14 protein-coding genes, 2 tRNA genes, 3 rRNA genes, 3 pseudogenes and 1 riboswitch are annotated in these 23,487 nt (G+C 62.0%); of the genes and pseudogenes, 13 read left to right on the top strand and 9 right to left on the bottom strand.

All coding sequences use genetic code 11. From position 1 onward, the window contains the following. The first annotated feature begins 37 nt into the window (after positions 1–37). Positions 38–499 (top strand): (2Fe-2S)-binding protein, encoded by a 462-nt coding sequence (locus OKW44_RS11795; protein WP_018424224.1) that lies wholly within the window; start codon positions 38–40, stop codon positions 497–499. 215 nt (positions 500–714) lie between these two features. On the opposite strand, the gene OKW44_RS11790 is transcribed toward OKW44_RS11795, so the two are convergent. From OKW44_RS11790 to OKW44_RS11760, 7 genes and pseudogenes are all read right to left on the bottom strand, one after another. After that, positions 715–2,292, bottom strand: coding sequence for an efflux transporter outer membrane subunit (locus tag OKW44_RS11790; RefSeq protein WP_018424225.1), 1,578 nt, complete (start codon positions 2,290–2,292; stop codon positions 715–717). Next, the gene (locus OKW44_RS11785; protein ID WP_018424226.1) at positions 2,289–3,296 is read right to left on the bottom strand and encodes an efflux RND transporter periplasmic adaptor subunit; all 1,008 of its coding nucleotides are present in this window, start codon (positions 3,294–3,296) and stop codon (positions 2,289–2,291) included. Before OKW44_RS11785 ends, OKW44_RS11790 begins: the two co-directional genes overlap by 4 nt. Further along, the gene (locus OKW44_RS11780) at positions 3,293–3,502 is read right to left on the bottom strand and encodes a DUF1656 domain-containing protein (protein WP_018424227.1); all 210 of its coding nucleotides are present in this window, start codon (positions 3,500–3,502) and stop codon (positions 3,293–3,295) included. The genes OKW44_RS11785 and OKW44_RS11780 overlap by 4 nt, the downstream gene beginning before the upstream one ends. A 69-nt stretch (positions 3,503–3,571) precedes the next feature. Next, positions 3,572–5,674 (bottom strand): FUSC family protein, encoded by a 2,103-nt coding sequence (locus OKW44_RS11775; protein WP_018424228.1) that lies wholly within the window; start codon positions 5,672–5,674, stop codon positions 3,572–3,574. A gap of 284 nt (positions 5,675–5,958) precedes the next feature. Further along, a pseudogene (locus OKW44_RS11770) lies at positions 5,959–6,385 on the bottom strand (MarR family winged helix-turn-helix transcriptional regulator); the annotation flags it as partial. A 206-nt stretch (positions 6,386–6,591) separates the two neighbouring features. Further along, positions 6,592–8,092 (bottom strand): annotated as a pseudogene (locus OKW44_RS11765) (response regulator). A gap of 3 nt (positions 8,093–8,095) precedes the next feature. Continuing rightward, positions 8,096–9,613: an ATPase domain-containing protein gene (locus OKW44_RS11760; protein ID WP_018424230.1), complete on the bottom strand. Its 1,518-nt coding sequence runs from the start codon at positions 9,611–9,613 to the stop codon at positions 8,096–8,098. A 202-nt stretch (positions 9,614–9,815) separates the two neighbouring features. Here OKW44_RS11760 and OKW44_RS11755 point away from each other — a divergent pair, with 202 nt between their 5' ends. After that, complete coding sequence (locus tag OKW44_RS11755; protein ID WP_018424231.1) at positions 9,816–10,256, top strand: hypothetical protein; 441 nt, start codon at positions 9,816–9,818, stop codon at positions 10,254–10,256. A gap of 13 nt (positions 10,257–10,269) precedes the next feature. On the opposite strand, the gene OKW44_RS11750 is transcribed toward OKW44_RS11755, so the two are convergent. Next, entirely contained in the window at positions 10,270–10,890 is a 621-nt protein-coding gene (locus tag OKW44_RS11750) for a histidine phosphatase family protein (RefSeq protein WP_018424232.1), read from the bottom strand. Positions 10,891–10,970: 80 nt separating this feature from the next. Then, positions 10,971–11,105: riboswitch (cobalamin riboswitch) on the top strand. Between the two features lie 51 nt (positions 11,106–11,156). Between OKW44_RS11750 and OKW44_RS11745 the strand changes: the two genes are divergently transcribed. From OKW44_RS11745 to OKW44_RS11710, 8 genes are all read left to right on the top strand, one after another. After that, positions 11,157–11,378, top strand: coding sequence for a CbtB domain-containing protein (locus tag OKW44_RS11745; protein ID WP_026226482.1), 222 nt, complete (start codon positions 11,157–11,159; stop codon positions 11,376–11,378). A gap of 11 nt (positions 11,379–11,389) precedes the next feature. Then, positions 11,390–12,130 carry a CbtA family protein gene (locus OKW44_RS11740; RefSeq protein WP_026226483.1) on the top strand — a complete coding sequence of 247 codons (741 nt, stop codon included), beginning with the start codon at positions 11,390–11,392 and terminating at the stop codon, positions 12,128–12,130. A 600-nt stretch (positions 12,131–12,730) separates the two neighbouring features. Further along, positions 12,731–14,263 (top strand): 16S ribosomal RNA (locus OKW44_RS11735). A gap of 79 nt (positions 14,264–14,342) precedes the next feature. Further along, positions 14,343–14,419 (top strand) — tRNA-Ile (locus OKW44_RS11730). 53 nt (positions 14,420–14,472) lie between these two features. Further along, a tRNA-Ala gene (locus tag OKW44_RS11725) sits at positions 14,473–14,548 on the top strand. Positions 14,549–14,894: 346 nt separating this feature from the next. After that, positions 14,895–17,776 (top strand): 23S ribosomal RNA (locus tag OKW44_RS11720). A 226-nt stretch (positions 17,777–18,002) separates the two neighbouring features. Beyond that, a 5S ribosomal RNA gene (gene rrf, locus OKW44_RS11715) occupies positions 18,003–18,116 on the top strand. The 16S, 23S and 5S rRNA genes sit together here with 2 tRNA genes alongside, the layout of an rRNA operon. A 202-nt stretch (positions 18,117–18,318) precedes the next feature. Next, the gene (locus OKW44_RS11710) at positions 18,319–19,362 is read left to right on the top strand and encodes a transporter (protein WP_018420732.1); all 1,044 of its coding nucleotides are present in this window, start codon (positions 18,319–18,321) and stop codon (positions 19,360–19,362) included. A 133-nt stretch (positions 19,363–19,495) separates the two neighbouring features. On the opposite strand, the pseudogene OKW44_RS11705 reads toward OKW44_RS11710, so the two are convergent. Next, positions 19,496–19,931: pseudogene (locus OKW44_RS11705) on the bottom strand (NO-inducible flavohemoprotein); the annotation flags it as partial. 326 nt (positions 19,932–20,257) lie between these two features. On the opposite strand from OKW44_RS11705, the gene OKW44_RS11700 reads away from it, so the two are divergent. From OKW44_RS11700 to OKW44_RS11690, 3 genes are read left to right on the top strand one after another with little or no spacing between them, the layout of a single operon-like run. Beyond that, positions 20,258–21,100 (top strand): HTD2 family dehydratase, encoded by an 843-nt coding sequence (locus tag OKW44_RS11700; RefSeq protein WP_018420734.1) that lies wholly within the window; start codon positions 20,258–20,260, stop codon positions 21,098–21,100. 18 nt (positions 21,101–21,118) lie between these two features. After that, entirely contained in the window at positions 21,119–22,282 is a 1,164-nt protein-coding gene (locus tag OKW44_RS11695) for an acyl-CoA dehydrogenase family protein (RefSeq protein WP_018420735.1), read from the top strand. A gap of 16 nt (positions 22,283–22,298) precedes the next feature. After that, positions 22,299–23,477 (top strand): CaiB/BaiF CoA transferase family protein, encoded by a 1,179-nt coding sequence (locus OKW44_RS11690; RefSeq protein ID WP_018420736.1) that lies wholly within the window; start codon positions 22,299–22,301, stop codon positions 23,475–23,477. The last annotated feature ends 10 nt before the right edge of the window (positions 23,478–23,487 follow it).

Below are 23,487 nucleotides of genomic sequence, written 5' to 3'. Positions count from 1 at the left end.
AAAGCTTGCGGTGTAGCGCGGCGAGTCAGGAGGCAGCATGGCGGTACTGAGTATCAACGGACGCAGGGTGATGGTCGATGCCGACCCGGACATGCCGCTGCTATGGGTACTGCGCGGCGATCTCGGCATGACCGGCACCAAGTTCGGCTGCGGCGTGGGCATCTGCGGCGCGTGCACGATCAATCTCGATGATGCCGCTTGCCTCGCATGTCAGACGCCGATGTCGAGCCTGCATACGCAGAAGATCACGACGATCGAGGGTTTGCAGGGACGCGAGGCGCAGGCGCTGAAGTCTGCGTGGATCGAACTCGATGTGGTGCAGTGCGGTTATTGTCAGAGCGCGCAATTGATGGCGGCTTGCGCGTTACTGAAGCGCAAGCCCGATCCGACCGATGCCGACATCGACGAGGCGATGACGCCAGTGGTGTGCCGTTGCGGCACGTATCCGCGGGTGCGGGCGGCGATACATCAGGCGGCGGCGAAGGTGCGCAAGAGCTGAGCCGCTCTTGCGCGCCGCCGCCCGCCCAACTCAATTCGCCAACATTTCGACCACCGCGACCACTGCGGTGAAGATACCGATGCATCCGCCCAACGTGACTACACCCTGCATGAATGGCGACATACGAGACCCCGTAGCGTGAAGTGGTGTCACGTATTTAACCGAAAGTGAAAGCAAAAAGAAAGATTGTCAAAAATAAATCGTAAGGCGGCCGATCAAGGCGCTTTCGCAGTTGCGGCCGCCGACGCTCCCGACTTCGCGGACGGCTTGGCCGCGACAGGTGTTGCCTTCAGCTGCGGCCGCGTTTCGCCCGGCGTGCTTTGCCCGCCAACTTCCCACCCGCCGCCCAGCGACAGGAACAGATTGACCTGATCGACCGCCACCTGGCCCTCCGCCGCCGCGAGCTGCGACTTCGTGGCCGTCAGCGTGCGCGTCGCGTCGAGATCGGAGATGAACGACTCTCGCCCGGCGCGATATAGCCGATGCGTTTCATCCGCCGATTGCGACGCCGACTTCAGCGCCGCGCGCAGCGATTCGGCGCGCGCGTAATCGGACGCGTACGTAGCGAGGTTGGTCTCGGTTTCGCGCAGCGCGGTCAGCACCACGCCGTCGAACTTCGCGAGCGCGACCTGGCTCGACGCTTCGGCTTCGTGGACCCGTTGGCGCGCGCCATTGGTCGGGAAGGTCCAACTGATCAGCGGACCGAAGGCCCAACGCGCAGTCGGCGAGGTGGGAATGTCTTCCAGAATGCCCGTGAAGCCCGCCGACGCGCCAATGCTGATGCTCGGATAAAGCGCCCCGGTCGCGACGCCGATGCGCGCCGTCGACGCCGCGAGCTGACGCTCGGCTTCGTGCACGTCCGGGCGTCGCCGCAGCAGCCCGGCGCCGTCGCCGATCGGAATCGGCTGGTGGATTTGCGGCAGCCGGTCGCAGGCGAGCACGGCCGGCGGCAATTGCGACGGTGCCTGGGCGAGCAGCATCGCGAGCCGGTATTGTGCGATCTTGCGGCGCGCGGTGTAGCGTGGAATGTCGGCCGTCAGAGTCTCGACCTGAGTCTGGCCGCTCGTGACCGCGGTCTGGTTTCCGCGTCCCGCGTCGCGCAGACGGCGCGACACGTCCACGCGCTCCTTCTGTAGCGCGAGCGATTGCTGCGCGATGCGCAGTTCCTCGGCCGCCGAGCATTGTTCGACGTACGAGCGCACCACGTCCGCGACCACAGTGATGCGCGCGAGGTCGCCCGCGGCTTCCACGGCCTCGGTGTCCGCCGCCGCCGCTTCGACGCCGCGGCGCAGCTTGCCGAACAGGTCGATTTCGTACGAGACGTTGATGCCCATGTCACCCAGGTTTGCGACCGGCAGTTTCTCGAAGAGCAGGTATTGCTCGGCCGATTCCTGCGCGCGCTGGATCGCCACCGACGCGTTGCCTGAAAACCCGCCCTGCGCTTGCGCTATGCCCAGCGCCTCGCGCGAGCGCGCGAGATTCGCGGTCGCGACGCGCAGGTCGGTATTCGATTTCAACGCCTGGTCGACCAGACCGTTCAGCACCGGATCGTCATACAGCTTCCACCAGACGGTCGGCAGATTGAGGGTTGACGTCAGCTTGGGATCGGCGCCCTCGATCGCTCCGTTCGCGAGCGGGGCATTGACGAGCGCCTGTTTCGGCAGCGTGTAGTTCGGCCCGACGTTGATGCAGCCGTTCAGCGCGACGGTGAGCGGCAACAACGGCAGCAGTGGCAGCAGCGGCAGCAGCGGCAAGCGCGGCGCCAGCGAGGACAAGGTACGCACGAACTTCATTGCGACGCGCCCGACGGTGCGGTGCCCGACCCAGCGGACCCGGACGCCACCGACGAACCCGGCGCCACCGGCGCAGCCGAAGCGGCGACCGCGCCAGATGCGCCACCCGTGCCCGACACGGCTCGTCTCCTGAGCGGCGACAGGTCACGCACCGACACCGTAGCGGTACGCCCCGCGATCAGGCGGAAATCGGCGGGCACTTCATCGAGCGCGACCCGCACCGGAATGCGCTGCGCGAGCCGCACCCAGCTGAACGCCGGGTTCACGTTCGGCAGCAGATTGGCGCTTTGCGTGCGGTCGCGGTCTTCGATACCGGCGACGATGCTCTGCACGTGCCCGCGCAGCGGCTTCGGCTCGCCCATCACGATGATGTCGACCGGCTGGCCGATGTCGATGCCGCGCAGCTTGGTTTCCTCAAAGTAGCCGTCGACGCGGAACGAATGCATGTCGACCAGCGCGACCACCGCGCGGCCGGCCGCGACGAATTCGCCGGCGCGCGGCGCGCGGTCGTTCAGATAGCCGTCTACCGGGCTTTTGATCGTCGAGCGCTCGAGGTTCAGCTTCGCGGTGTCGATCGCGACGTTCGCGTCGGCGAGCGCGGCTTCGCCCGCGTCGACGCGCGAGCGGCTTTCTTCGAGTACTTCGGCGGCGACGAGGTTGCCGAGCTGACGATTGCGCGCGTATTCCCGGCGGGCCTGATCGAGCGTCGCGCGGCGCTGCTGCGCCGTTGCCTCGGCCTGACGCAATGCGAGCGTGTAGCGCGCCTGATCGATCCTGAACAGCACCTGGCCCTGCTTGACCTGCTGGTTGTCCATGACCTCGACCGACGAAATCAGTCCCGACACGTCGGGCGCGACCTGGATCACGTCGGCGCGTACGCGCCCGTCGCGGGTCCACGGCGCGAACATGTAGTAGTTGACGAGTTTCCACAGCACCAATGCTGCGACCACTACGACGATCAGGGTCAGCAGGATCTGACCGACGGAGAACCAGGTTTTTTTCACGTTATTAGTCTGTGCGAAACGACGACGACAAGGCCCAGCACCAGCACATAGACGCCGAGATCGAAGATGGAGCGATGCCAGACGAAGCGGTAAAAGCCGGTGTAATCGAGCGCGGTGCGAATGCCGAGGTTGATCAGATACGCGATCAACATCAGCACCAGCACGGCCGGTACGAACACGCCGAAGATATCGATTTCACCGATCATCGCGGGAACTGGGAAAAGGGGGGGCGGGGTGGGCAAGCGCGCGCAAGCAGGGGCGCAAGAATGGGTGCGTCACGCGGCGGCCTCCGGTTCGGACGGCGTTGGTTTCGTGAGGGTCGCCGGAAACAGCGAAAGACGCAAGCCGACCAGCGCGTGCAGCGCATCGCGCAACTGACGCGCCGAGGTCTTCGAGGTCTCGGTCGGCGCCGCGGCGTTGGCGAGCCCCTGCGCGGTGACGCGCGCGACGGCCACGTCGATCAACGACATCAGGCTGTCCGGCACCGGCTCGCGGCGGCGTCGATCGATGCAGCTCTCGTAGTATGTACGCACTCCATCGAGAACATGGTCGATCGCGCCGGCCGCTTCGCCGCCGAGCTTGCGTGTGAGGCGGCGCAGGTCCAGCGCGTTGAACCCGATGCGCAGATCGCGGAAGCTCTCGATCGACGGATGGCGTTGGTCGTCGGTGGCCGCGAGGCGCGGGATCAATTGCATCAGCCGGTCGAGCATGCGCGCGGCGAGATTGCGCGGATCTTCGATCGGCCGCGTCGACGCGGTCAGCGCGACGTCGGCCCAGCTCGACCGCAACAGGCGCGCCGCGGCCAGCTCGGCGCCGAATGGGCGCGTTGCACGGGTCCAGAGGTATGCATAGAGCAGGCCGGAGAGGCCCGCGAGGTTGGCGTTCAGGAACGTCAGGAAGTTCGCGTCGTACGCGTCCTGAATGCTGATGAAGGTGGCCGTGTTCACCGCGACCAGCACCGTCACCATGTTGAACTGCGGACGCGGAATCAGCGTGCCGACCAGAATGAACGGCGCGGCGAACAGGATCACCAGCATCGGGAAGTCGTGCACCTGCGGCAGCACGACGAACAGATAGAGGCCCGCGGCCACGACGGCGACGCCAGTCGCGAGGAAGAAGCGGAACACGAACGGCGCGGGCTCGTCGAGCGCGGCGAAGAAGCAGCAGGCGACCGCCGCGAGCGTGACCGCGCTCGCACCGTCGTTCCAGCCCGAGCCGATCCACAGCGCGCACGCGAGCACCACAGCCGCGGCCGCCGACACGGTCGCGAACAGCATCATGCCGCGATCGTAGAAGCGCTCGGTGCCGCCGAGCCGCCAGTGACGGAAATGCGGCCGCCACGAACCTTCCTCGCGCGTGATGATGATGCGCAGCGAGCGGCAGTCTTGCCACACGTCGATCACTTGCGCGAGGCGCCACAGTGCATTCGACAGCAGCGCGCCGTCCCAATGCGCGAGCGCGGCGGCGGGCGGGTGCATCGCGGCGACGCGCGCGCGCAGCGCGTTGGCGGTCTCGTCCGCGTGATAGCCCTCGCTCGGCGCGGGCAGCGGTTGGTTGAACCACTTGATGACGTCGTCGATCAGCGTCTGAAGTCCTTCGGGCCAGTGTTGCGGGCCGTTGTTGTAGAGCGCGAGCAGCGGATCGGCGAGCGACGACATGATCGGCAGCAGCAGTTGCATGCGGCCACGTAGTTCATGCGCGCGCGCGAGGACGTCGGGCCGCGTGTGATCGTAGGCGAGCTGGCTCAGCAGCAGTTCGAGACCGTTGATCGTGCTCGCGAGTCGTTGCCGGGCACCGGAAATCGCCGAGCTTGCGATGCGGCCCGACAGCGTTTCGGTCGCATAGAACGCGGCGTCGCGAAACCATGCGTCGGTGCGCTCGATGATCGTCGGCGCGAGCCGGCTCGGAAACACCGCGCTGCCGACGATGCTCGCGCAGACGATGCCGAGAATGATCTCTTCGGTCCGGCTCACGGCGAGATCGAAGACGCCGGTCGGATTCGTCACCGACGGCAGCGCGATGATCGGCATCGTATAGGCGGCCAGCATGAACACGTAGCTGCGCGCGGTGCGGTCCGACACCGCGAGGTAGAGCATCGTGCCGGTCCACGTCGCGACGATCACGCTGAACAGGTACGGCGATTCGACGAACGGCGGCACCAGCAGCACCGCGCCCGACGCGCCGAGCGCAGTGCCCAGCGCACGATAGATCGCCTTCGAGCGGGTCGCGCCGACGAACGGGTTCGACACGATGTAGACGGTCGCCATCGCCCAGTACGGCCGCGGCAGTTCGAACGCGAGACCGATGTAAAGCGCGAGCATGGCCGCGGCGAACGTTTTGACGGAAAACAGCCAGTCGCGGAGAGTGGGATAGACCATAAACCGTTACTCGGAATCGGCGTTGTGCGGCGCGGTGGCTCGTGCGCCGCGCTTGGTGGACTTGCGCGCCTTGGCGGTGCCGCGTGATTTGCCGGGCATTTTGGCAGCGCTTTTGCCGCTCGTCGGTTTGACCTTGCTGGCAGCCACTTCGCTTTTGGCCGGCTCGCGCTTCGCCGACGAGGTGTGCTTCGTCGCCTCGTGCCTGACCGATTCCGGGCGCACCGGCTGCGCGCGTTCGTGACGCGTGTCGCGCTCGACGCTTCCCGGTTCGGCGCGTCCGGCGGCATCGGTCGTGAATGCGTCGAGCACGCGCAGGGCGGCTTCGAGATCGTCGCGCGATACGCCCTTGAGCGCCTGCGCGCGCAACGTGACCAGTTCCTCTTCCATCTTCGCGGTGACGGCGCGGCCTTCGTCGGTCAGCACGACGGTCTTCGCGCGGCGGTCTTCGGGATCTTCGTCGCGGCGCATCAGGCCGGCCGCGCACAACTGGTCGAGCAGCCGCACGAGGGACGGCCCCTCGATGCCGATGTGATCGGCGAGCGTGACCTGACGCACCGCCGAGCCGAGCCGGCTCGCGGTCAGAAGCGGCGTCGCGCACGCTTCGGATACATTGAAGGCCGCGAGCACACCATGACTCGTGCGCCGCCACTTTCTGGCGGCGACGACCAGCGTGCTGCTGACGGTGCGGCGCAGGGCATCGAGATTCGACATGGCCGGTATTGTATTTCCAAAATATTCGTTAGCAAACTATTGAATTGAAAATCGTGGCCGAACCGGAGGAATCTGCGGCGCGAATGCGACAGCGGCATTAAATCGGTGGCCAGGAGGTGGGCTTACAGAATTGTTGGGTGTGCGGTGCGCCGCGATTTAATCGGCATCTCGATGCAAGTGGTCTACTTGATTTACTTGAGCTTGATTCAGGCGACCAGCCCGATCCGTATCGTGCGCGCCAGCTCGTCGAGCTGAAACGGCTTGCGCAGGATCGTGCAATGCTTGACTGCGAGATCGGCAATGTCGACCTCCGCATAACCGGTCGCCAGGACCACCGGTAGATCGGCACGAAGCTTGCGCGCCGCGGCGATCACGTCGATGCCGTTCATGCCCGGCATCGCGAAGTCGACCATCAGCAGATCGGGATGATCGTCGACGAGGCGGTCAAGGCCAGCCTGGCCGTCGGCGGCCTCGGTCACCGTATAGCCGAGCATGCGCAACGATTCAACGAGCATCGCGCGCACCTCGCTGTCGTCCTCGACCACCGTACACCTGGCTCAGGCCTAGCCCCGTGCCCTTGCCGATCGGCTTGGTCGTGAAGAACGGATCGAATACGCGCGACACGACGTCGGGCGGAATGCCCTCACCCGTATCGGCGACTTCGATCACAACGTAGCGACCGTGCTTCAGTGTCTGGTCGGGCGCATCGCGCGCGGTCACGCGAATGTCGAGGCGGCCGCCGCCTGGCATCGCGTCGCGCGCGTTGATCGCGAGATTGAGCACCGCGAGCTCGAGCTGATTTGCGTCGGCCTGGGTCCACATTTCGGTGCGCTCGAAGTCGTTGTCATAGCGGATGCCCGAGCCGAGCGATACAGCGATGATGTCGCGCATGCCCTGCAGCAGCGCGACCGCGTCGATCGCTTTCAGATTCGGATTGCTGTTGCGCGAGAAAGTCAGCAACTGGCCAGTCAGTTTCGCTCCGCGCTCGGTCGCGCGCTTGACGGTGGCCGCCATGCCGCGCAGGCGTTCGTCGCCGCTCACGCGTGCGATCAGTTCCGCGTTGACCATGATCACGTTCAGCAGATTGTTGAAGTCGTGCGCTATGCCGCCGGTCAGCTGACCGAGCGCCTCCATCTTCTGCGATTGCACGAGCACGGCCTGAACCTTCGCGCGTTCATGGATCTCGGCCATCAGCCGGTCGTTGGCTGACGCAAGTTCGTGCGTGCGCGCGGCGATGCGGCTTTCCAGCGAATCGTTCAGCTGCTCCAGTGCGTCCTGTGCCTCGATGCGCTCGGCAAGCAGCCTTCGCGATTCGTACTGCCGTCCACGGGCCCGCAACGACGACGCGACCGCGCGCCGCAACGTTTCCGAATTGAGCGGACGGTCGAGCACCACTACGTTGCCGAGCCGTTCGAGCACTTCGAGCCCGCGCGCGGATCGATGGCCGATGCTGCCGGCGGCGAGCAGGATGAACGGGAAGTCGGACCATGCGGGCTGCCGTTCGAGCCACGCATAGAGGCTCGAGCCGTGGCCGTTCGCGAGCGCTTCCTCGGTGAGCAGCGCGGTGCCCGCGCCGACGTCGAGCTCGGTGGTGAGCGCGTCGGCGTCGTCGCAGGTTACGCAGGCGCGTGCGTCGTTGTGCAGCACGGCGGTGATCACTTCGGCGTCGCGGCCGAACGGTGCGAGGATGAGGACACGCTGCTCCATCGCTCACTGTCCTGACGTATCGATCAGGTGATTCGTCGCGCCGAGCATCGCGGTGCTGCCGCGATACGAGGGCAGGCCCGACAGCACGCCCTCGAAGTCGCGCAGCGCTTCGCCGACCTCGACGCCTTCGGTGCCGAGGCGGAACTGGCGGATCGTGCGTTCATGATGGTTCGCGCGGCTCTTGACGGCGGTTATTGCCGTCAGCACTTCGCCGTGGTGCTCGAAGTAGCGGAACAGCACGACCGCGTCGCTCAGATAACTGACGTCGACCTCGGTCTGCACTTCGCCGATGATGCCGTGCTGCCCGAGCACGAGCATCGTGACCACGCCCTGTTGATTCAGATAGCCGAGCAACTCGTGCATGTGCAGAAGCAGGTAGCGCTCGCCGGGCATCGCCTGCAGATAGGCGTTGAGGCTATCGACTGCGACATGGCGCACGTGCTCGGCTTCGACCGCGTTGCGCACGTCGCTCGACAGCTCTCCCGGCGAGATTTCCGCCGCATTGATCTGACGCAGCGTCAGCAGACCGCTGTCTACGTGCGGCGCGAGATCCATGCCGAGCGTCGCGCAGCGCTTGACCAGCGTGCTGAGCGTTTCGTCGAACACGTAGTACGCGCAACGCTCGCCGCGTTCGAGAGCGGCAAGCAGGCACGACACGACGGTGGTGGTTTTGCCGACCCCCGACGGGCCGATGATCAGCGAATTGGTGCCGGGGACGAGGCCACCGCCAAGCAGCGCATCGAGGCCGGGTGTGCCGGTGCTCAGCGGGCTCGTGCCGAATTCGCTGTGATGCTCGGCGGCGACCAGGCGCGGATAGACGCGCAGACCACCGGTGTTCAGCGTGAAGTCGTGATAGCCCTCGCGGAACTTGATGCCGCGCATCTTCGCGACGCGTAGACGGCGGCGGTTGCCGCCGTAATCGTGGGCAATGTTGTCGAGGCTGATCACGCCGTGCACGATGCTGTGAAGCTGAATGCCGGAGGCGCTGGCCGACGTGTCGTCGAGCAGCAGAACCGTGCATTCGCGCGTCGAGAAATGGTGCTTGAGCGCGAGAATCTGCCGACGGTAGCGCAATGGGTTCTCCGCCAGCAGACGCAGTTCGGACAGGCTGTCCAGGACGACGCGCGCCGGCTTCAATTCGTCGACGTGCTCGATCACGTTGCGCACGCTTTCGCCGAGTTCGACTTCGGCCGGGTGCAGCACGGTCTGTTCGTATTGCGGTTCGAGCCCTTCTTCGGGCAGTTGCTCCAGTATCGTGAAACGGCTCAGATCCCAGCCGTGGCTCGCGCCGATCGCGAGCAGTTCAGCACGGGTTTCGGACAGCGTGATGTAAAGGCCGGTCTGCCCTTCGCGGAGGCCCTTGAGTAAGAATTGCAACGCCAAGGTGGTCTTACCCGTGCCTGGCGCGCCCTCCACGAGGTACATGCGGTTCGGCGTAAGACCACCGCCGAGGATGTCGTCGATGCCTTCGATACCCGACGATATGCGGGCGGAGGCAGGGGCGGCGGTAGTGGTCGACATGATGGTTGAAATGACGTCGGCAGTGGCTTTTGATCGGGAGGGGCGCGCTGTCGCGGCCGGTACGGCGCGACGCAATTTATGTGCCGCCCCCTGCATTGCCTGCGTGCTCGGGCCTCGCGCGCATGGGCATGAAGCGTGCTGTTAAAGGTGGCTCGCTGCGAGCTTTTTTTCAGCAGCACTTTGTGGAAGTTTCACGCACACCATGAAAACCTATCGACTTTCTGCTATCGCGCTTACCGCGGCATCGCTCGTTGCGCTGCTGCCGGTCGGCGCATCCGCCGACGATAGCCCCAGACCTTGCGGTGCGCTCAAACGGATCGTGGCCGCGGCGCCGGACGGCTTCGCCTCGTTGACACCCGACGACGGCAAAGGCGTTGCGCAACCTTATGGCGATGACGCGCAATGTTCGGCCGCGCATCGACGTTTCCAGTGCACCTGGACGCCGCATCAGGCGGCGGGCTCGAACGCGGATGCATTGGAAGCGGCCGCGGCCGACGTCGCGTCGTGCCTGCCCGATGCAACGCACGATCAGAATTCGCCGGGACGTCAGCACTTTTATCTCGGCGCGAAGGGTCGACGCACCGAAATCACGCTGACGCCCGAGGGGTCCAACCGGTTGCGGCTCGTGGTGTCGGGCAGGTAAGCGGGGGTGCCGTTCAGGCGGTGGCGGCCGGCCACCACGACCAGCCGCGTCGCGAGTGGCGTAATTCGACGACCGACAGCGGCGCGATCTCGATGCGACAGAACACGGTTGGCGATGCGCCGAGGGCGTGCACGATTGCCGCTCGCAGCAGAGTCGCGTGGGTGACTGCGGCGATGGTTCGACCTTGCGCAGAGGCAGCGAAGCTTGCTTCGTTGACGGCATTGCATGAACGCACGTCTGCCTGTTGCGCGTCGAGCCACTCTCCAACCCGCCGCACGAGTTGACCGAACGATTCGCCGCCGGGCGGCGCGGCGTCGGGCTCGCGTGTCCAGGCGGCGAGTTCGCGGGGCGTTTCGTCGGCAATGTCCACGAGGCGCTGGCCGCGCCATTTGCCATAGTCGATATCCGCCAATGCGTCGGCAGGCGTGGCGCTCAGGCCGAGCGCAGCGGCCGTTTCGCGCGCGCTGGCGGCGGGGCTGGTGAACACGGCGGCGTCGGCGGGAAGCGCGAGACGCGCGCGCGCCGCCTCGGCTTCGGCGCGACCGCGCGCGTCGAGCGGATCGTCGGCAGGGAAGCGGCCCGCGCGCTGCGCGGCCGTTGCCGCGTGGCTCACCAGTAATAGTCGCGTATCCATTCTTTGCGTTGGCGCTTCATTCGTACTTGCCTGCGTGGTTTCATCGGCGCGCGGCGCGCGTTGCGAGGTAGCCCTCGCCGTCACGGAAGCTGCAGTTTAGCGCGTAGAATAGTGGCGCTGCGAAGCACGGAAGCCGGTGAGAGCCCGGCGCGGTCGCGCCACTGTAATCGGCATTGCAATCCACAAGAGCCGAAAGCCAGACCTGAGCTTCGCACCATTCCTCTGCAATCGACTTTCGGGGCGCGTCACCCCAGGAGATGTCCATCATGACCGAAGCTGTTCTTGATCGCGCCGCGCAACCGACGGCCCAGCCCACTCCCATTCCTTTGCGCGAACTGCTGCCGTGGGTCGTGTTCGGCGGCTTGCTGCTGTTGCTCGCGCTTTACTTCGTTGGTGCGGAACAGGGCGCGACGTCGCTCGTGCCCGGCATGTACGTGCATGAGTTCGTGCACGACGGCCGCCATCTGCTTGGCTTTCCCTGCCACTAACGGAGTTCGACATGGTAGGTAAATTGTTGGTGCGCGGGATGCTCGCGGGCATCGTCGCGGGCTTGCTCACGTTCGCGTTCGCGCGAATCGTCGGCGAACCACAGGTCGATCAGGCCATTTCATTCGAAGAAAAAGCGGCCGCCGCGCGCGGCGAGGCGCCCGAGCCCGAAATCGTGAGCCGTCAGACGCAGGCTGGCCTCGGCCTGCTGACTGGCGTGGTCACGTATGGCGCGGCATTTGGCGGCCTGTTCTCGTTGGTGTTTGCCTATGCGTATGGACGCGCGGGTACGTTGAGCGTGCGCGCGCTGTCCGCGTGGCTCGCGCTTGGCGCGTTCATCACGCTCGTGATCGTGCCGAATATCAAGTATCCGGCCAATCCGCCGTCGGTCGGTGATCCGGAGACGATCGGCACGCGCACGGGCCTGTTCTTTCTGACGATCGCGATTTCGCTCGCGACGATGGTGTTCTCGCTGAAGGTGCGGCGTCGCGCGGCGGCGAAGCTGGGTGCGTGGAACGGTTCGATCGTCGCAGGGCTCTTGTTCGTCGTGATCATCGCGGCCGTGCAACTGTCGATGCCGCTCATCAATGAAGTGCCGGCAGCGTTCCCGGCTGTGCTGCTGTGGAAGTTCCGCGTCGCGGCGATCGGCATGCAGATGGTCATGTGGACGACGATCGGGCTGCTGTTCGGCGCGATGGTCGAGCGCAGCGCTTTTATGCGTACGAATGCGCGGGTGACGATGAAGTCCGCCTGATTGTGACGGTGACACGCGGCCGCGCAAGCGGCCATGTTTCGCGCGCAACGCGCGAGAATGGTTTTGGATCAAGCACTTGGCGCGGTTGTGGTGCGGTTATCCACAGCCTTGCGAACATTTTCTGTGGAAAAGCTCTTAACGGCTTTTCGCAACTCCACTCATCTCTCCCTTTCGCCGCGGCGCCCCGGAGAATTCAATTGGAAGCCTAACTAATTCAGGTTGCACGCGGCGCTGCTCAATTTTTAAGCTCTTCAACTTTTCAAAATAAATTGTGAGAAGGGTATTGACGCGTTGTCGAGCGCTCTCCATAATCTCGTTTCTCTGCTGCAGACGCAGCGACGCAAACGAAGCAGTGCCGGGCAGGAGTGGTTCAGGCGCGGCGGGTTTGGCGGACCGATCTTTAAAAACTAACAGCCGATAAGTGTGGGCGCTTGATGCGGAATGCGGCGGCGGATTCTCCGGAGTCTGCTGCCAGGCAGAAGTATCAGCAGCCTCACACAGTATTAGAGGAAGGTTTGTCTGTCGAAAGGCGGACTGATCATCGTCAGTACGTTGAGTGAGCGACCGGGTTCGAGAGAGCCCGAAAACAGTAACAGGTTTGAACTGAAGAGTTTGATCCTGGCTCAGATTGAACGCTGGCGGCATGCCTTACACATGCAAGTCGAACGGCAGCACGGACTCCGGTCTGGTGGCGAGTGGCGAACGGGTGAGTAATACATCGGAACGTGTCCTGGAGTGGGGGATAGCCCGGCGAAAGCCGGATTAATACCGCATACGCTCGGGAGAGGAAAGCGGGGGATCTTTCGGGACCTCGCGCTCAAGGGGCGGCCGATGGCAGATTAGGTAGTTGGTGGGGTAAAGGCCTACCAAGCCGACGATCTGTAGCTGGTCTGAGAGGACGACCAGCCACACTGGGACTGAGACACGGCCCAGACTCCTACGGGAGGCAGCAGTGGGGAATTTTGGACAATGGGCGCAAGCCTGATCCAGCAATGCCGCGTGTGTGAAGAAGGCCTTCGGGTTGTAAAGCACTTTTGTCCGGAAAGAAAACCTCGTGGCTAATATCCGTGAGGGATGACGGTACCGGAAGAATAAGCACCGGCTAACTACGTGCCAGCAGCCGCGGTAATACGTAGGGTGCGAGCGTTAATCGGAATTACTGGGCGTAAAGCGTGCGCAGGCGGTGCTGTAAGACCGATGTGAAATCCCCGGGCTTAACCTGGGAACTGCATTGGTGACTGCAGCGCTGGAGTATGGCAGAGGGGGGTGGAATTCCACGTGTAGCAGTGAAATGCGTAGAGATGTGGAGGAACACCGATGGCGAAGGCAGCCCCCTGGGCCAATACTGACGCTCATGCACGAAAGCGTGGGGAGCAAACAGGATTAGATACCCTGGTAGTCCACGCCCTAAACGATGTCAACTGGTTGTCGGGCCTTCATTGGCTTGGTAACGTAGCTAACGCGTGAAGTTGACCGCCTGGGGAGTACGGTCGCAAGATTAAAACTCAAAGGAATTGACGGGGACCCGCACAAGCGGTGGATGATGTGGATTAATTCGATGCAACGCGAAAAACCTTACCTACCCTTGACATGTATGGAATCCTGCCGAGAGGCGGGAGTGCCCGAAAGGGAGCCATAACACAGGTGCTGCATGGCTGTCGTCAGCTCGTGTCGTGAGATGTTGGGTTAAGTCCCGCAACGAGCGCAACCCTTGTCCCTAGTTGCTACGCAAGAGCACTCCAGGGAGACTGCCGGTGACAAACCGGAGGAAGGTGGGGATGACGTCAAGTCCTCATGGCCCTTATGGGTAGGGCTTCACACGTCATACAATGGTCGGAACAGAGGGTTGCCAAGCCGCGAGGTGGAGCCAATCCCAGAAAACCGATCGTAGTCCGGATCGCACTCTGCAACTCGGGTGCGTGAAGCTGGAATCGCTAGTAATCGCGGATCAGCATGCCGCGGTGAATACGTTCCCGGGTCTTGTACACACCGCCCGTCACACCATGGGAGTGGGTTTTACCAGAAGTGGCTAGTCTAACCGCAAGGAGGACGGTCACCACGGTAGGATTCATGACTGGGGTGAAGTCGTAACAAGGTAGCCGTATCGGAAGGTGCGGCTGGATCACCTCCTTTCCAGAGCTATGCATTCACTGCATTCAAGTGCTCACGCTTATCGGCTGTGGTTAATGGCAGCAACGCAGACAGACAGCAGGGGTCTGTAGCTCAGCCGGTTAGAGCACCGTCTTGATAAGGCGGGGGTCGATGGTTCGAATCCATCCAGACCCACCAGTGTCGTGTCGGGTGAGCTGAAGGGCTGGGGCCGCTGGAATGGCTGTGGGACAGGGGGATTAGCTCAGCTGGGAGAGCACCTGCTTTGCAAGCAGGGGGTCGTCGGTTCGATCCCGTCATCCTCCACCAATCCTCAATGCGCAGTGTTCTGCCTGCAGGCAGAGCGTTGCGCATTGGCGATTGAGCCAGTCAGGGCGGTATGAGGCAGAGGCTTCATACCGGCTGTCGTTCTTTAACAATCAGGAAGAAGTAGTAAAGAGATTCACGAAAGCATGCCTGGAGATGGGTGTGTGAGTAGGTGAATCAGGGTTGTGATTGTATCGATGTATTTTAAAGGTGATCGAGAGATCGCTTTGGAATACGGCGCAACACGAATACTCAACCTGTAGCGAGTGCGTCTGTCCCCTCCGGGGATGGGACCCACGTAAGCGCTCAAGCGCTCACGTGGGTCGACCCAGAGACACACCCGTTATAGGGTCAAGCGAACAAGTGCATGTGGTGGATGCCTTGGCGATCACAGGCGATGAAGGACGCGGTAGCCTGCGAAAAGCTCCGGGGAGCTGGCAAACGAGCATTGATCCGGAGATGTCCGAATGGGGAAACCCACTCCTAATGGAGTATCCGCAGCTGAATCCATAGGCTGCGTGAAGCGAACGCGGTGAACTGAAACATCTAAGTAACCGCAGGAAAAGAAATCAACCGAGATTCCCAAAGTAGTGGCGAGCGAAATGGGATCAGCCTGTACTCTTTATTCTCATTGTTAGTCGAACGCTCTGGAAAGTGCGGCCATAGCAGGTGATAGCCCTGTAGACGAAAACAGCGGGAAAGAACTGGGTGTACGAGAAGTAGGGCGGGACACGTGAAATCCTGTCTGAAGATGGGGGGACCATCCTCCAAGGCTAAATACTCGTGATCGACCGATAGTGAACCAGTACCGTGAGGGAAAGGCGAAAAGAACCCCGGGAGGGGAGTGAAACAGATCCTGAAACCGCATGCATACAAACAGTCGGAGCCTCTGCGAAGGGGTGACGGCGTACCTTTTGTATAATGGGTCAGCGACTTACATTCAGTGGCGAGCTTAACCGATTAGGGCAGGCGTAGCGAAAGCGAGTCCGAACAGGGCGTCCAGTCGCTGGGTGTAGACCCGAAACCAGGTGATCTATCCATGGCCAGGTTGAAGGCACGGTAACACGTGCTGGAGGACCGAACCCACTAACGTTGAAAAGTTAGGGGATGAGCTGTGGATAGGGGTGAAAGGCTAAACAAACCTGGAAATAGCTGGTTCTCTCCGAAAACTATTTAGGTAGTGCCTCGTGTATCACCTTCGGGGGTAGAGCACTGTCATGGTTGTGGGGTCCATTGCGGATTACTACGCCATAGCAAACTCCGAATACCGAAGAGTGCAATCACGGGAGACAGACATCGGGTGCTAACGTCCGGTGTCAAGAGGGAAACAACCCAGACCGCCAGCTAAGGTCCCCAAATATGGCTAAGTGGGAAACGAAGTGGGAAGGCTAAAACAGTCAGGAGGTTGGCTTAGAAGCAGCCACCCTTTAAAGAAAGCGTAATAGCTCACTGATCGAGTCGTCCTGCGCGGAAGATGTAACGGGGCTAAGCCATATACCGAAGCTGCGGATGCACAGTAATGTGCATGGTAGGAGAGCGTTCCGTAAGCCTGCGAAGGTGCACTGGAAAGTGTGCTGGAGGTATCGGAAGTGCGAATGCTGACATGAGTAGCGATAAAGGGGGTGAAAGGCCCCCTCGCCGTAAGCCCAAGGTTTCCTACGCAACGTTCATCGGCGTAGGGTGAGTCGGCCCCTAAGGCGAGGCAGAAATGCGTAGCTGATGGGAAGCAGATTAATATTTCTGCACCATTGTGAAATGCGATGGGGGGACGGATCGCGGAAGGTTGTCCGGGTGTTGGAAGTCCCGGTCCTTGCATTGGAGAAGGCGCTTTGGCAAATCCGGGCGCGTAATTCAAGGGTGCGAGGCGAGCCACTTCGGTGGCGAAGCAACTGGAAGGGGTTCCAGGAAAAGCCTCTAAGCTTCAGTTTCACAGTGACCGTACCGCAAACCGACACAGGTGGGCGAGATGAGTATTCTAAGGCGCTTGAGAGAACTCGGGAGAAGGAACTCGGCAAATTGGTACCGTAACTTCGGGATAAGGTACGCCCTGGTAGCCTGACTGGCCTGCGCCAGAAGGGTGAAGGGGTTGCAATAAACTGGTGGCTGCGACTGTTTAATAAAAACACAGCACTCTGCAAACACGAAAGTGGACGTATAGGGTGTGACGCCTGCCCGGTGCCGGAAGATTAAATGATGGGGTGCAAGCTCCTGATTGAAGTCCCGGTAAACGGCGGCCGTAACTATAACGGTCCTAAGGTAGCGAAATTCCTTGTCGGGTAAGTTCCGACCTGCACGAATGGCGTAACGATGGCCACACTGTCTCCTCCCGAGACTCAGCGAAGTTGAAGTGTTTGTGATGATGCAATCTCCCCGCGGCTAGACGGAAAGACCCCATGAACCTTTACTGTAGCTTTGCATTGGACTTTGAACCGGTCTGTGTAGGATAGGTGGGAGGCTATGAAGCGTGGACGCCAGTCTGCGTGGAGCCGTCCTTGAAATACCACCCTGATCTGTTTGAGGTTCTAACCTTGGCCCGTGATCCGGGTCGGGGACCGTGCATGGTAGGCAGTTTGACTGGGGCGGTCTCCTCCCAAAGTGTAACGGAGGAGTACGAAGGTACGCTAGGTACGGTCGGAAATCGTGCTGATAGTGCAATGGCATAAGCGTGCTTGACTGTGAGACTGACAAGTCGAACAGGTGCGAAAGCAGGTCATAGTGATCCGGTGGTTCTGTATGGAAGGGCCATCGCTCAACGGATAAAAGGTACTCTGGGGATAACAGGCTGATACCGCCCAAGAGTTCATATCGACGGCGGTGTTTGGCACCTCGATGTCGGCTCATCTCATCCTGGGGCTGTAGCCGGTCCCAAGGGTATGGCTGTTCGCCATTTAAAGAGGTACGTGAGCTGGGTTTAAAACGTCGTGAGACAGTTTGGTCCCTATCTGCCGTGGGCGCTGGATATTTGAAGGGGGCTGCTCCTAGTACGAGAGGACCGGAGTGGACGAACCTCTGGTGTACCGGTTGTCACGCCAGTGGCATCGCCGGGTAGCTATGTTCGGAAGAGATAACCGCTGAAAGCATCTAAGCGGGAAACTCGCCTTAAGATGAGATATCCCCGGGGCTTCGAGCCCCTTGAAGGGTCGTTCAAGACCAGGACGTTGATAGGTCAGGTGTGCACGTACAGTAATGTACTGAGCTAACTGATACTAATTGCCCGTAAGGCTTGATCCTATAACAGGTGTGTCTCGACCCGCGTTAGTGCTTCAGCACTTGCGCGGGTCCGATCCCCGAAGGGGATTGGTGTGAACTCCCGCGGGAGCTAACAGAAACGCACGGTTGGGATTCAGTGTTGTGCCAGAAACAACACAACCCCCCACACGAATCCTTTACGCTTCTTCCCGATTGGCTGTGGCGCAACCGGTTGACTCCAACCCCTGCGACGCAGCAACCCGTCATGCCTGATGACCATAGCGAGTCGGTCCCACCCCTTCCCATCCCGAACAGGACCGTGAAACGACTCCACGCCGATGATAGTGCGGATTGCCCGTGTGAAAGTAGGTAATCGTCAGGCTCCCCCCCACGTCAGAAACCCCACCCGCCGCGGTGGGGTTTTTGCGTTTACGCGGCCGTCTTCGGCAGAGATGACGTTTCGGAGACAATCGAGCTGCCACAATTCGACAATACGACGCCGGAAAGTGCGTGCGTCAACTCTCTTTCAATTGTTCGCGCTATGCTCATGTATTCCTTTCGGAAGCGCTGGCATCGAACGACCAATGAAATCAGATCTGGCAATGCAAACCTACGGCGCGGATTCGTCGGGTATGGTCTGCGGTTTCCGGTTTTCGCCGACGCTCGCCGGACGGCCGATCGACGCGGACGAAGTCATCGACTGGTTCCGCGAGCGCGAGGACGATTCCGGCACAAGCGCAACGGACGCTGGCGAGTTTCTATGGCTTCACTTCAATCTCGCGCATAGCGCGAGCGAGCGCTGGATGCGGTCACAACTCGATCTGCCCGAAACTTTTTTCGACGCCTTGCGCGAAGGCTCGCATTCGACGCGGATCGAGCATGCGGACGGCGCACTGCGCGCGGTCGTCAACGACGTCATGTTCAACCTCGAATTCATCCCGTCAGAAATCGCGACGCTGTGGATCTACGCACATAAGCGGCTCATCGTGACGGCGCGCCTGAAGCCGCTGCGCTCGGTCGACCGTTTGCGCGCGTCGGTGCGCGAAGGTGAAATATTCAGGTCGCCTGCCGAGCTGCTAGTTCATCTGATGCGCGACCAGGCCGACCTGCTCGTGCAGATCGTCCGCCGAACCAGTGCGGACGTCGATCGAATCGAGGATCGTTTTCTGTCGCAACGGCCGACGCAAAACCGCCTGGACCTCGGCGCGATGCGTCGCACGCTGACACGCCTGCAACGCATGCTGGCACCCGAACCGGGCGCGATTTTCCGCTTGCTGGCGAGGCCGCCTCGCTGGCTTCATGCGGAAGACGTGCAAGATCTGCGTGAATCGACGGAGGAGTTCTCGGTCGTGCTTTCGGACGTAGCGGGATTGATCGAGCGGGTCAGATTGCTGCAGGAAGAAATCATCTCGCGCCTCGAGGAGCAGAACAACCGGACGCTATTTACGCTGACGCTCGTCACGGTGCTGGCGATGCCGATCAATATCGTCGCCGGTTTCTTCGGCATGAACGTCGGTGGCATTCCGCTCGCCGAGAACAAGCATGGCTTCTGGCTGATGGTGGTGCTGGTCGCCGGCTTTACCGGGCTGACAGGCTGGTGGGCGTTTCGCCGCAGAAGGGAGCGCTAGAAGGCGCGGCAGATCTGGCCCGCTTTTTACGAGGCCAAACCCGCCGGCGTGATCGAAGCCCGAACATGCCCGTCTTCGAATACGCTTCGCAGCGATTCAAAGAGGGCAGGTACTCGTCCATTACTCGAGTGTGTTATTCGAGCGCGGCAGCCGGCCCAAAGAACTCATAACGGCTCTGCGATTCCGGCACGTCGATCACCTTCAGGCCTTTCTTGATCGCCTTCATGAACGCGACGGGCCCGAGGAAATACACGTCGACATCGTGCGTTTCCGGCAACCACTTCTTCAGATTCGCTTCGTCGACGTAGCGCGTGCGCTTCGGCATCGCCATCACGGCGCTCCTCGTAGCAATAGAAGCGCTTCAGTTGAGGATGGCGTGCGGCCAATGCATCGATTGCGCCGCGGAATGCATGCACGCCACCATGACGGGCCGCGTGAATGAAATGCACCGTACGATTGGTCTTCAGCGCGGCTTGCAGCATCGCCATCGTCGGCGTAATGCCAACGCCGCTGCTGATCAGCACCAACGGCTTGTCGCCAGGCTGCAGCGTAAATTCGCCGGACGGCGCGGGCGCTCACCGAGTTCGAACGCAATCTCGTTTTCGAAGCGCTGATCCGCAACAGGCAGAACTGGGCCGCGGTCGCGCGCGAGCTGGGGCTGGACCGGGCGAATCTAAGTTGGCTGGCTAAACGGCTCGGGCTCAAATAAGCAAACAGGCGCAGGGGTGCCGTCGCGGCCCGGCACTAAGGTCAAGCCACATCGAATCGCCGATCGGGTTTAACGTCTTAACGAAAAACAAAGGCCCGCTTCGGAAAATCGAACTTCGCGGAACGCAGCGCGTCGGTCATAGTGGGCCCTAACGAGGACCAACACACTGAATCTGGAGACTCCGTCATGTCCGCTGCCCCAGAGAAACTCGACGATTGGCTCAACAAGCAGGCGGTGGCCGAAGACGACATCACCGCGTTTCCATTGAAGGCGCTTGCCGCCACGCTCGATCGCGAGGAAAGCGGTAACACCGTGCCGCCGTTGTGGCACTGGCTGTACTTTCTGCCGGTCACGCCGCTATCCGAAGTCGGTCCCGACGGACATCCGAAGCGTGGCGGTTTTCTGCCGCCCGTGCCACTGCCGCGCCGCATGTGGGCTGGCGGCCGGCTCACGTTTCATGCGCCGCTGAAGATCGGCGAGCATGCGCGGCGCACGTCGACGATCGCCAATATCGAGGACAAGACCGGCCGCTCGGGCCGCCTCGTGTTCGTCACCGTGCAACATACGATCGAAGTCGATGGCGAGTTGAAGCTCGAAGAGGAGCACGACATCGTCTATCGCGACGCGCCGCAGGAGGGCGCGCGGCCGCAACAGCCGGCGCCCGCGCCCGAAGACGAAACATGGCGCCGCACGATCGACGCCGATGCCGTGATGCTGTTCCGCTACTCGGCGCTGACTTTCAACGGCCATCGCATTCACTACGACCATCCTTATGTCACGCAGGTCGAAGGCTATCCGGGCCTCGTCGTGCATGGCCCGCTGATCGCGACGCTGTTGGTCGATCTCGTGCGCCGAGAACTGCAGCAAGCGACGCTGCAAAGCTTCGCGTTTCGCGCGCTTCGCCCCACGTTCGCGGACCTGCCGTTCACGGTATGCGGCAAGCCCGCCGCCGACGGCAAGACCATCGACCTGTGGGCGAAAGACCACGAAGGTTATCTGACCATGCGCGCGACCGCCGCGCTCGCCTGAATTCCGCGAGACTCGACTATGCAAACCACGCAACACGATTCGTTCGAGGACATTCGCGAAGCCGTGCGCGATCTGTGTCAGCAGTTTTCCGGCGAGTACTTTCGCAAGATCGACGAGGCGCGCGGCTATCCGGAAGAGTTCGTAGACGCGCTGACGAAGGCCGGTTGGCTCGCCGCGCTGATTCCGCAGGACTTCGGCGGCTCGGGGCTCGGGCTCACGGAAGCGTCGGTGATCATGGAGGAGATCAATCGCGCGGGCGGCAACTCGGGCGCGTGCCACGGGCAGATGTACAACATGGGCACGCTGCTGCGGCACGGTTCGGAAGAACAGAAGCGCAAGTATCTGCCGAAGATCGCGAACGGCGACCTGCGTTTGCAATCGATGGGCGTGACCGAGCCGACCGCCGGCACCGATACGACGAAGATCAAGACGACCGCAGAGCGGCGCGGTGACCGTTACGTGATCAACGGTCAGAAGGTGTGGATCTCGCGCGTGCAACACTCGGACCTGATGATTCTGCTCGCACGCACCACTTCGCTCGCGGACGTGAAGAGGAAATCAGAGGGCATGTCGATCTTCATCGTCGATCTGCGCGAGGCGATCGGTCATGGCCTGACCGTGCAGCCGATTCTGAACATGGTCAATCACGAGACCAACGAGCTCTTTTTCGACAACCTCGAAATTCCGGCCGAGAATCTGATCGGCGAGGAAGGGCAAGGCTTCAAATACATTCTCGATGGCCTGAACGCGGAGCGCACGCTGATCGCCGCGGAATGCATCGGCGACGGTTACTGGTTTGTCGATAAAGTCACCGAATACGCGAAGGAACGCGTCGTGTTCGGCCGGCCGATCGGACAGAACCAGGGCGTGCAGTTTCCGATCGCGCGCTCGTTCATCAACGTCGAGGCAGCGAGCCTGATGCGCTTCGAAGCGGCACGTCGTTTCGACGCACATCAACCGTGCGGTGCGCAGGCGAATATGGCGAAGCTGCTCGCGGCGGATGCGTCGTGGGAAGCGGCCAATGCGTGCCTGCAATTTCACGGCGGCTTCGGCTTCGCGTGCGAGTACGACGTCGAGCGCAAGTTTCGTGAAACGCGTCTGTATCAAGTCGCGCCGATATCGACCAATCTGATTCTCTCGTACGTGGCCGAGCATATCCTCGGGCTGCCGCGTTCGTTCTGACCCGCTGACGGACATCATGAGACCACTCGACGGTATCAAGGTCATCACGCTCGAACACGCGATTGCCGCGCCGTTCTGCACGCGTCAACTGGCCGATCTCGGGGCGCGCGTGATCAAGATCGAACGGCCCGGTGTCGGCGATTTCGCGCGCGGCTATGACGAACGCGTGCATGGGCTGTCGTCGCACTTCGTGTGGACCAATCGCTCGAAGGAGAGTCTTTCGCTCGACCTGAAGCAGCCCGCGGCGGCCGAGATTCTCGATGCGTTGGTTGCCGATGCCGACGTGCTCGTGCAGAACCTCGCGCCAGGCGCGGCCGAACGGCTTGGCCTCGGCTACGACACATTGAGCCACAAGTATCCGAAGTTGATCGTCTGCGATATTTCCGGCTACGGCGCGGACGGTCCGTATCGCGACAAGAAGGCGTACGACCTGCTGATTCAAAGCGAGTCCGGCTTCCTGTCGATCACGGGTTCGCCCGGCGCGCCAGCGAAAGCGGGCTGTTCGATCGCCGATATCGCGGCGGGCATGTACGCGTATTCGAACATCCTGAGCGCGCTGTTGCAGCGTGGACGCACAGGACGCGGTTGCCGCATCGATGTATCGATGCTCGAGAGCATGGTCGAGTGGATGGGTTATCCGCTCTACTACGCGATCGACGGTCAGTCGCAGCCCGCGCTTGCGGGCGCCGCGCATGCAACGATCTATCCTTATGGCCCGTTTCCCGCTGGCGACGGCAAGACGGTCATGCTTGGCCTGCAGAACGAACGCGAATGGAAGCTATTCTGCGAGCGCGTGCTCGAACGGCCTGAACTGGCAACCGACGAACGCTTCGCATCGAACTCGAAACGCACTGCGGCGCGCGACGCCTTGCGCGAGGTGATCGTCGCGGCGTTCGCGAAGCAGAGCGCGGCGCACGTGATCGATCGACTCGATGAGGCAGGCATCGCGAACGCGCAGATGAATACGCTCGCCGACGTGTGGGCGCATCCGCAACTGAAGGCGCGCGAGCGCTGGCAGGAAGTCGGCACTGCAACGGGCGCGATACCGGCATTGCGGCCGCCCGGTCTGCCTTCCGACCTCGAGCCGCGAATGGACCCTGTGCCCACGCTTGGTCAACATACGGAAGCAATTCTGCGTGAGCTTGGCTACGACAATGGGCGTATCGACGCGCTGCGCGCGGCGGGCACGATCTGATTCGGTAACG

The organism is Paraburkholderia lebeckiae (assembly GCF_050436325.1).
In the GTDB taxonomy this organism is placed as follows: Bacteria; Pseudomonadota; Gammaproteobacteria; order Burkholderiales; family Burkholderiaceae; genus Paraburkholderia; species Paraburkholderia tuberum.
This window is presented reverse-complemented; position numbering and strand designations above follow the sequence as displayed.

Excerpts from the sequence above, each read along its gene's own strand:
- OKW44_RS11750 (WP_018424232.1), bottom strand. The coding sequence starts at position 10,890 with ATGGATACGCGACTATTACTGGTGAGCCACGCGGCAACGGCCGCGCAG.
- OKW44_RS11690 (WP_018420736.1), top strand. The coding sequence starts at position 22,299 with ATGAGACCACTCGACGGTATCAAGGTCATCACGCTCGAACACGCGATT.
- OKW44_RS11790 (WP_018424225.1), bottom strand. The coding sequence starts at position 2,292 with ATGAAGTTCGTGCGTACCTTGTCCTCGCTGGCGCCGCGCTTGCCGCTG.
- OKW44_RS11760 (WP_018424230.1), bottom strand. The coding sequence starts at position 9,613 with ATGTCGACCACTACCGCCGCCCCTGCCTCCGCCCGCATATCGTCGGGT.
- OKW44_RS11745 (WP_026226482.1), top strand. The coding sequence starts at position 11,157 with ATGACCGAAGCTGTTCTTGATCGCGCCGCGCAACCGACGGCCCAGCCC.
- OKW44_RS11795 (WP_018424224.1), top strand. The coding sequence starts at position 38 with ATGGCGGTACTGAGTATCAACGGACGCAGGGTGATGGTCGATGCCGAC.
- OKW44_RS11755 (WP_018424231.1), top strand. The coding sequence starts at position 9,816 with ATGAAAACCTATCGACTTTCTGCTATCGCGCTTACCGCGGCATCGCTC.
- OKW44_RS11695 (WP_018420735.1), top strand. The coding sequence starts at position 21,119 with ATGCAAACCACGCAACACGATTCGTTCGAGGACATTCGCGAAGCCGTG.
- OKW44_RS11740 (WP_026226483.1), top strand. The coding sequence starts at position 11,390 with ATGGTAGGTAAATTGTTGGTGCGCGGGATGCTCGCGGGCATCGTCGCG.
- OKW44_RS11780 (WP_018424227.1), bottom strand. The coding sequence starts at position 3,502 with ATGATCGGTGAAATCGATATCTTCGGCGTGTTCGTACCGGCCGTGCTG.
- OKW44_RS11700 (WP_018420734.1), top strand. The coding sequence starts at position 20,258 with ATGTCCGCTGCCCCAGAGAAACTCGACGATTGGCTCAACAAGCAGGCG.
- OKW44_RS11775 (WP_018424228.1), bottom strand. The coding sequence starts at position 5,674 with ATGGTCTATCCCACTCTCCGCGACTGGCTGTTTTCCGTCAAAACGTTC.
- OKW44_RS11710 (WP_018420732.1), top strand. The coding sequence starts at position 18,319 with ATGAAATCAGATCTGGCAATGCAAACCTACGGCGCGGATTCGTCGGGT.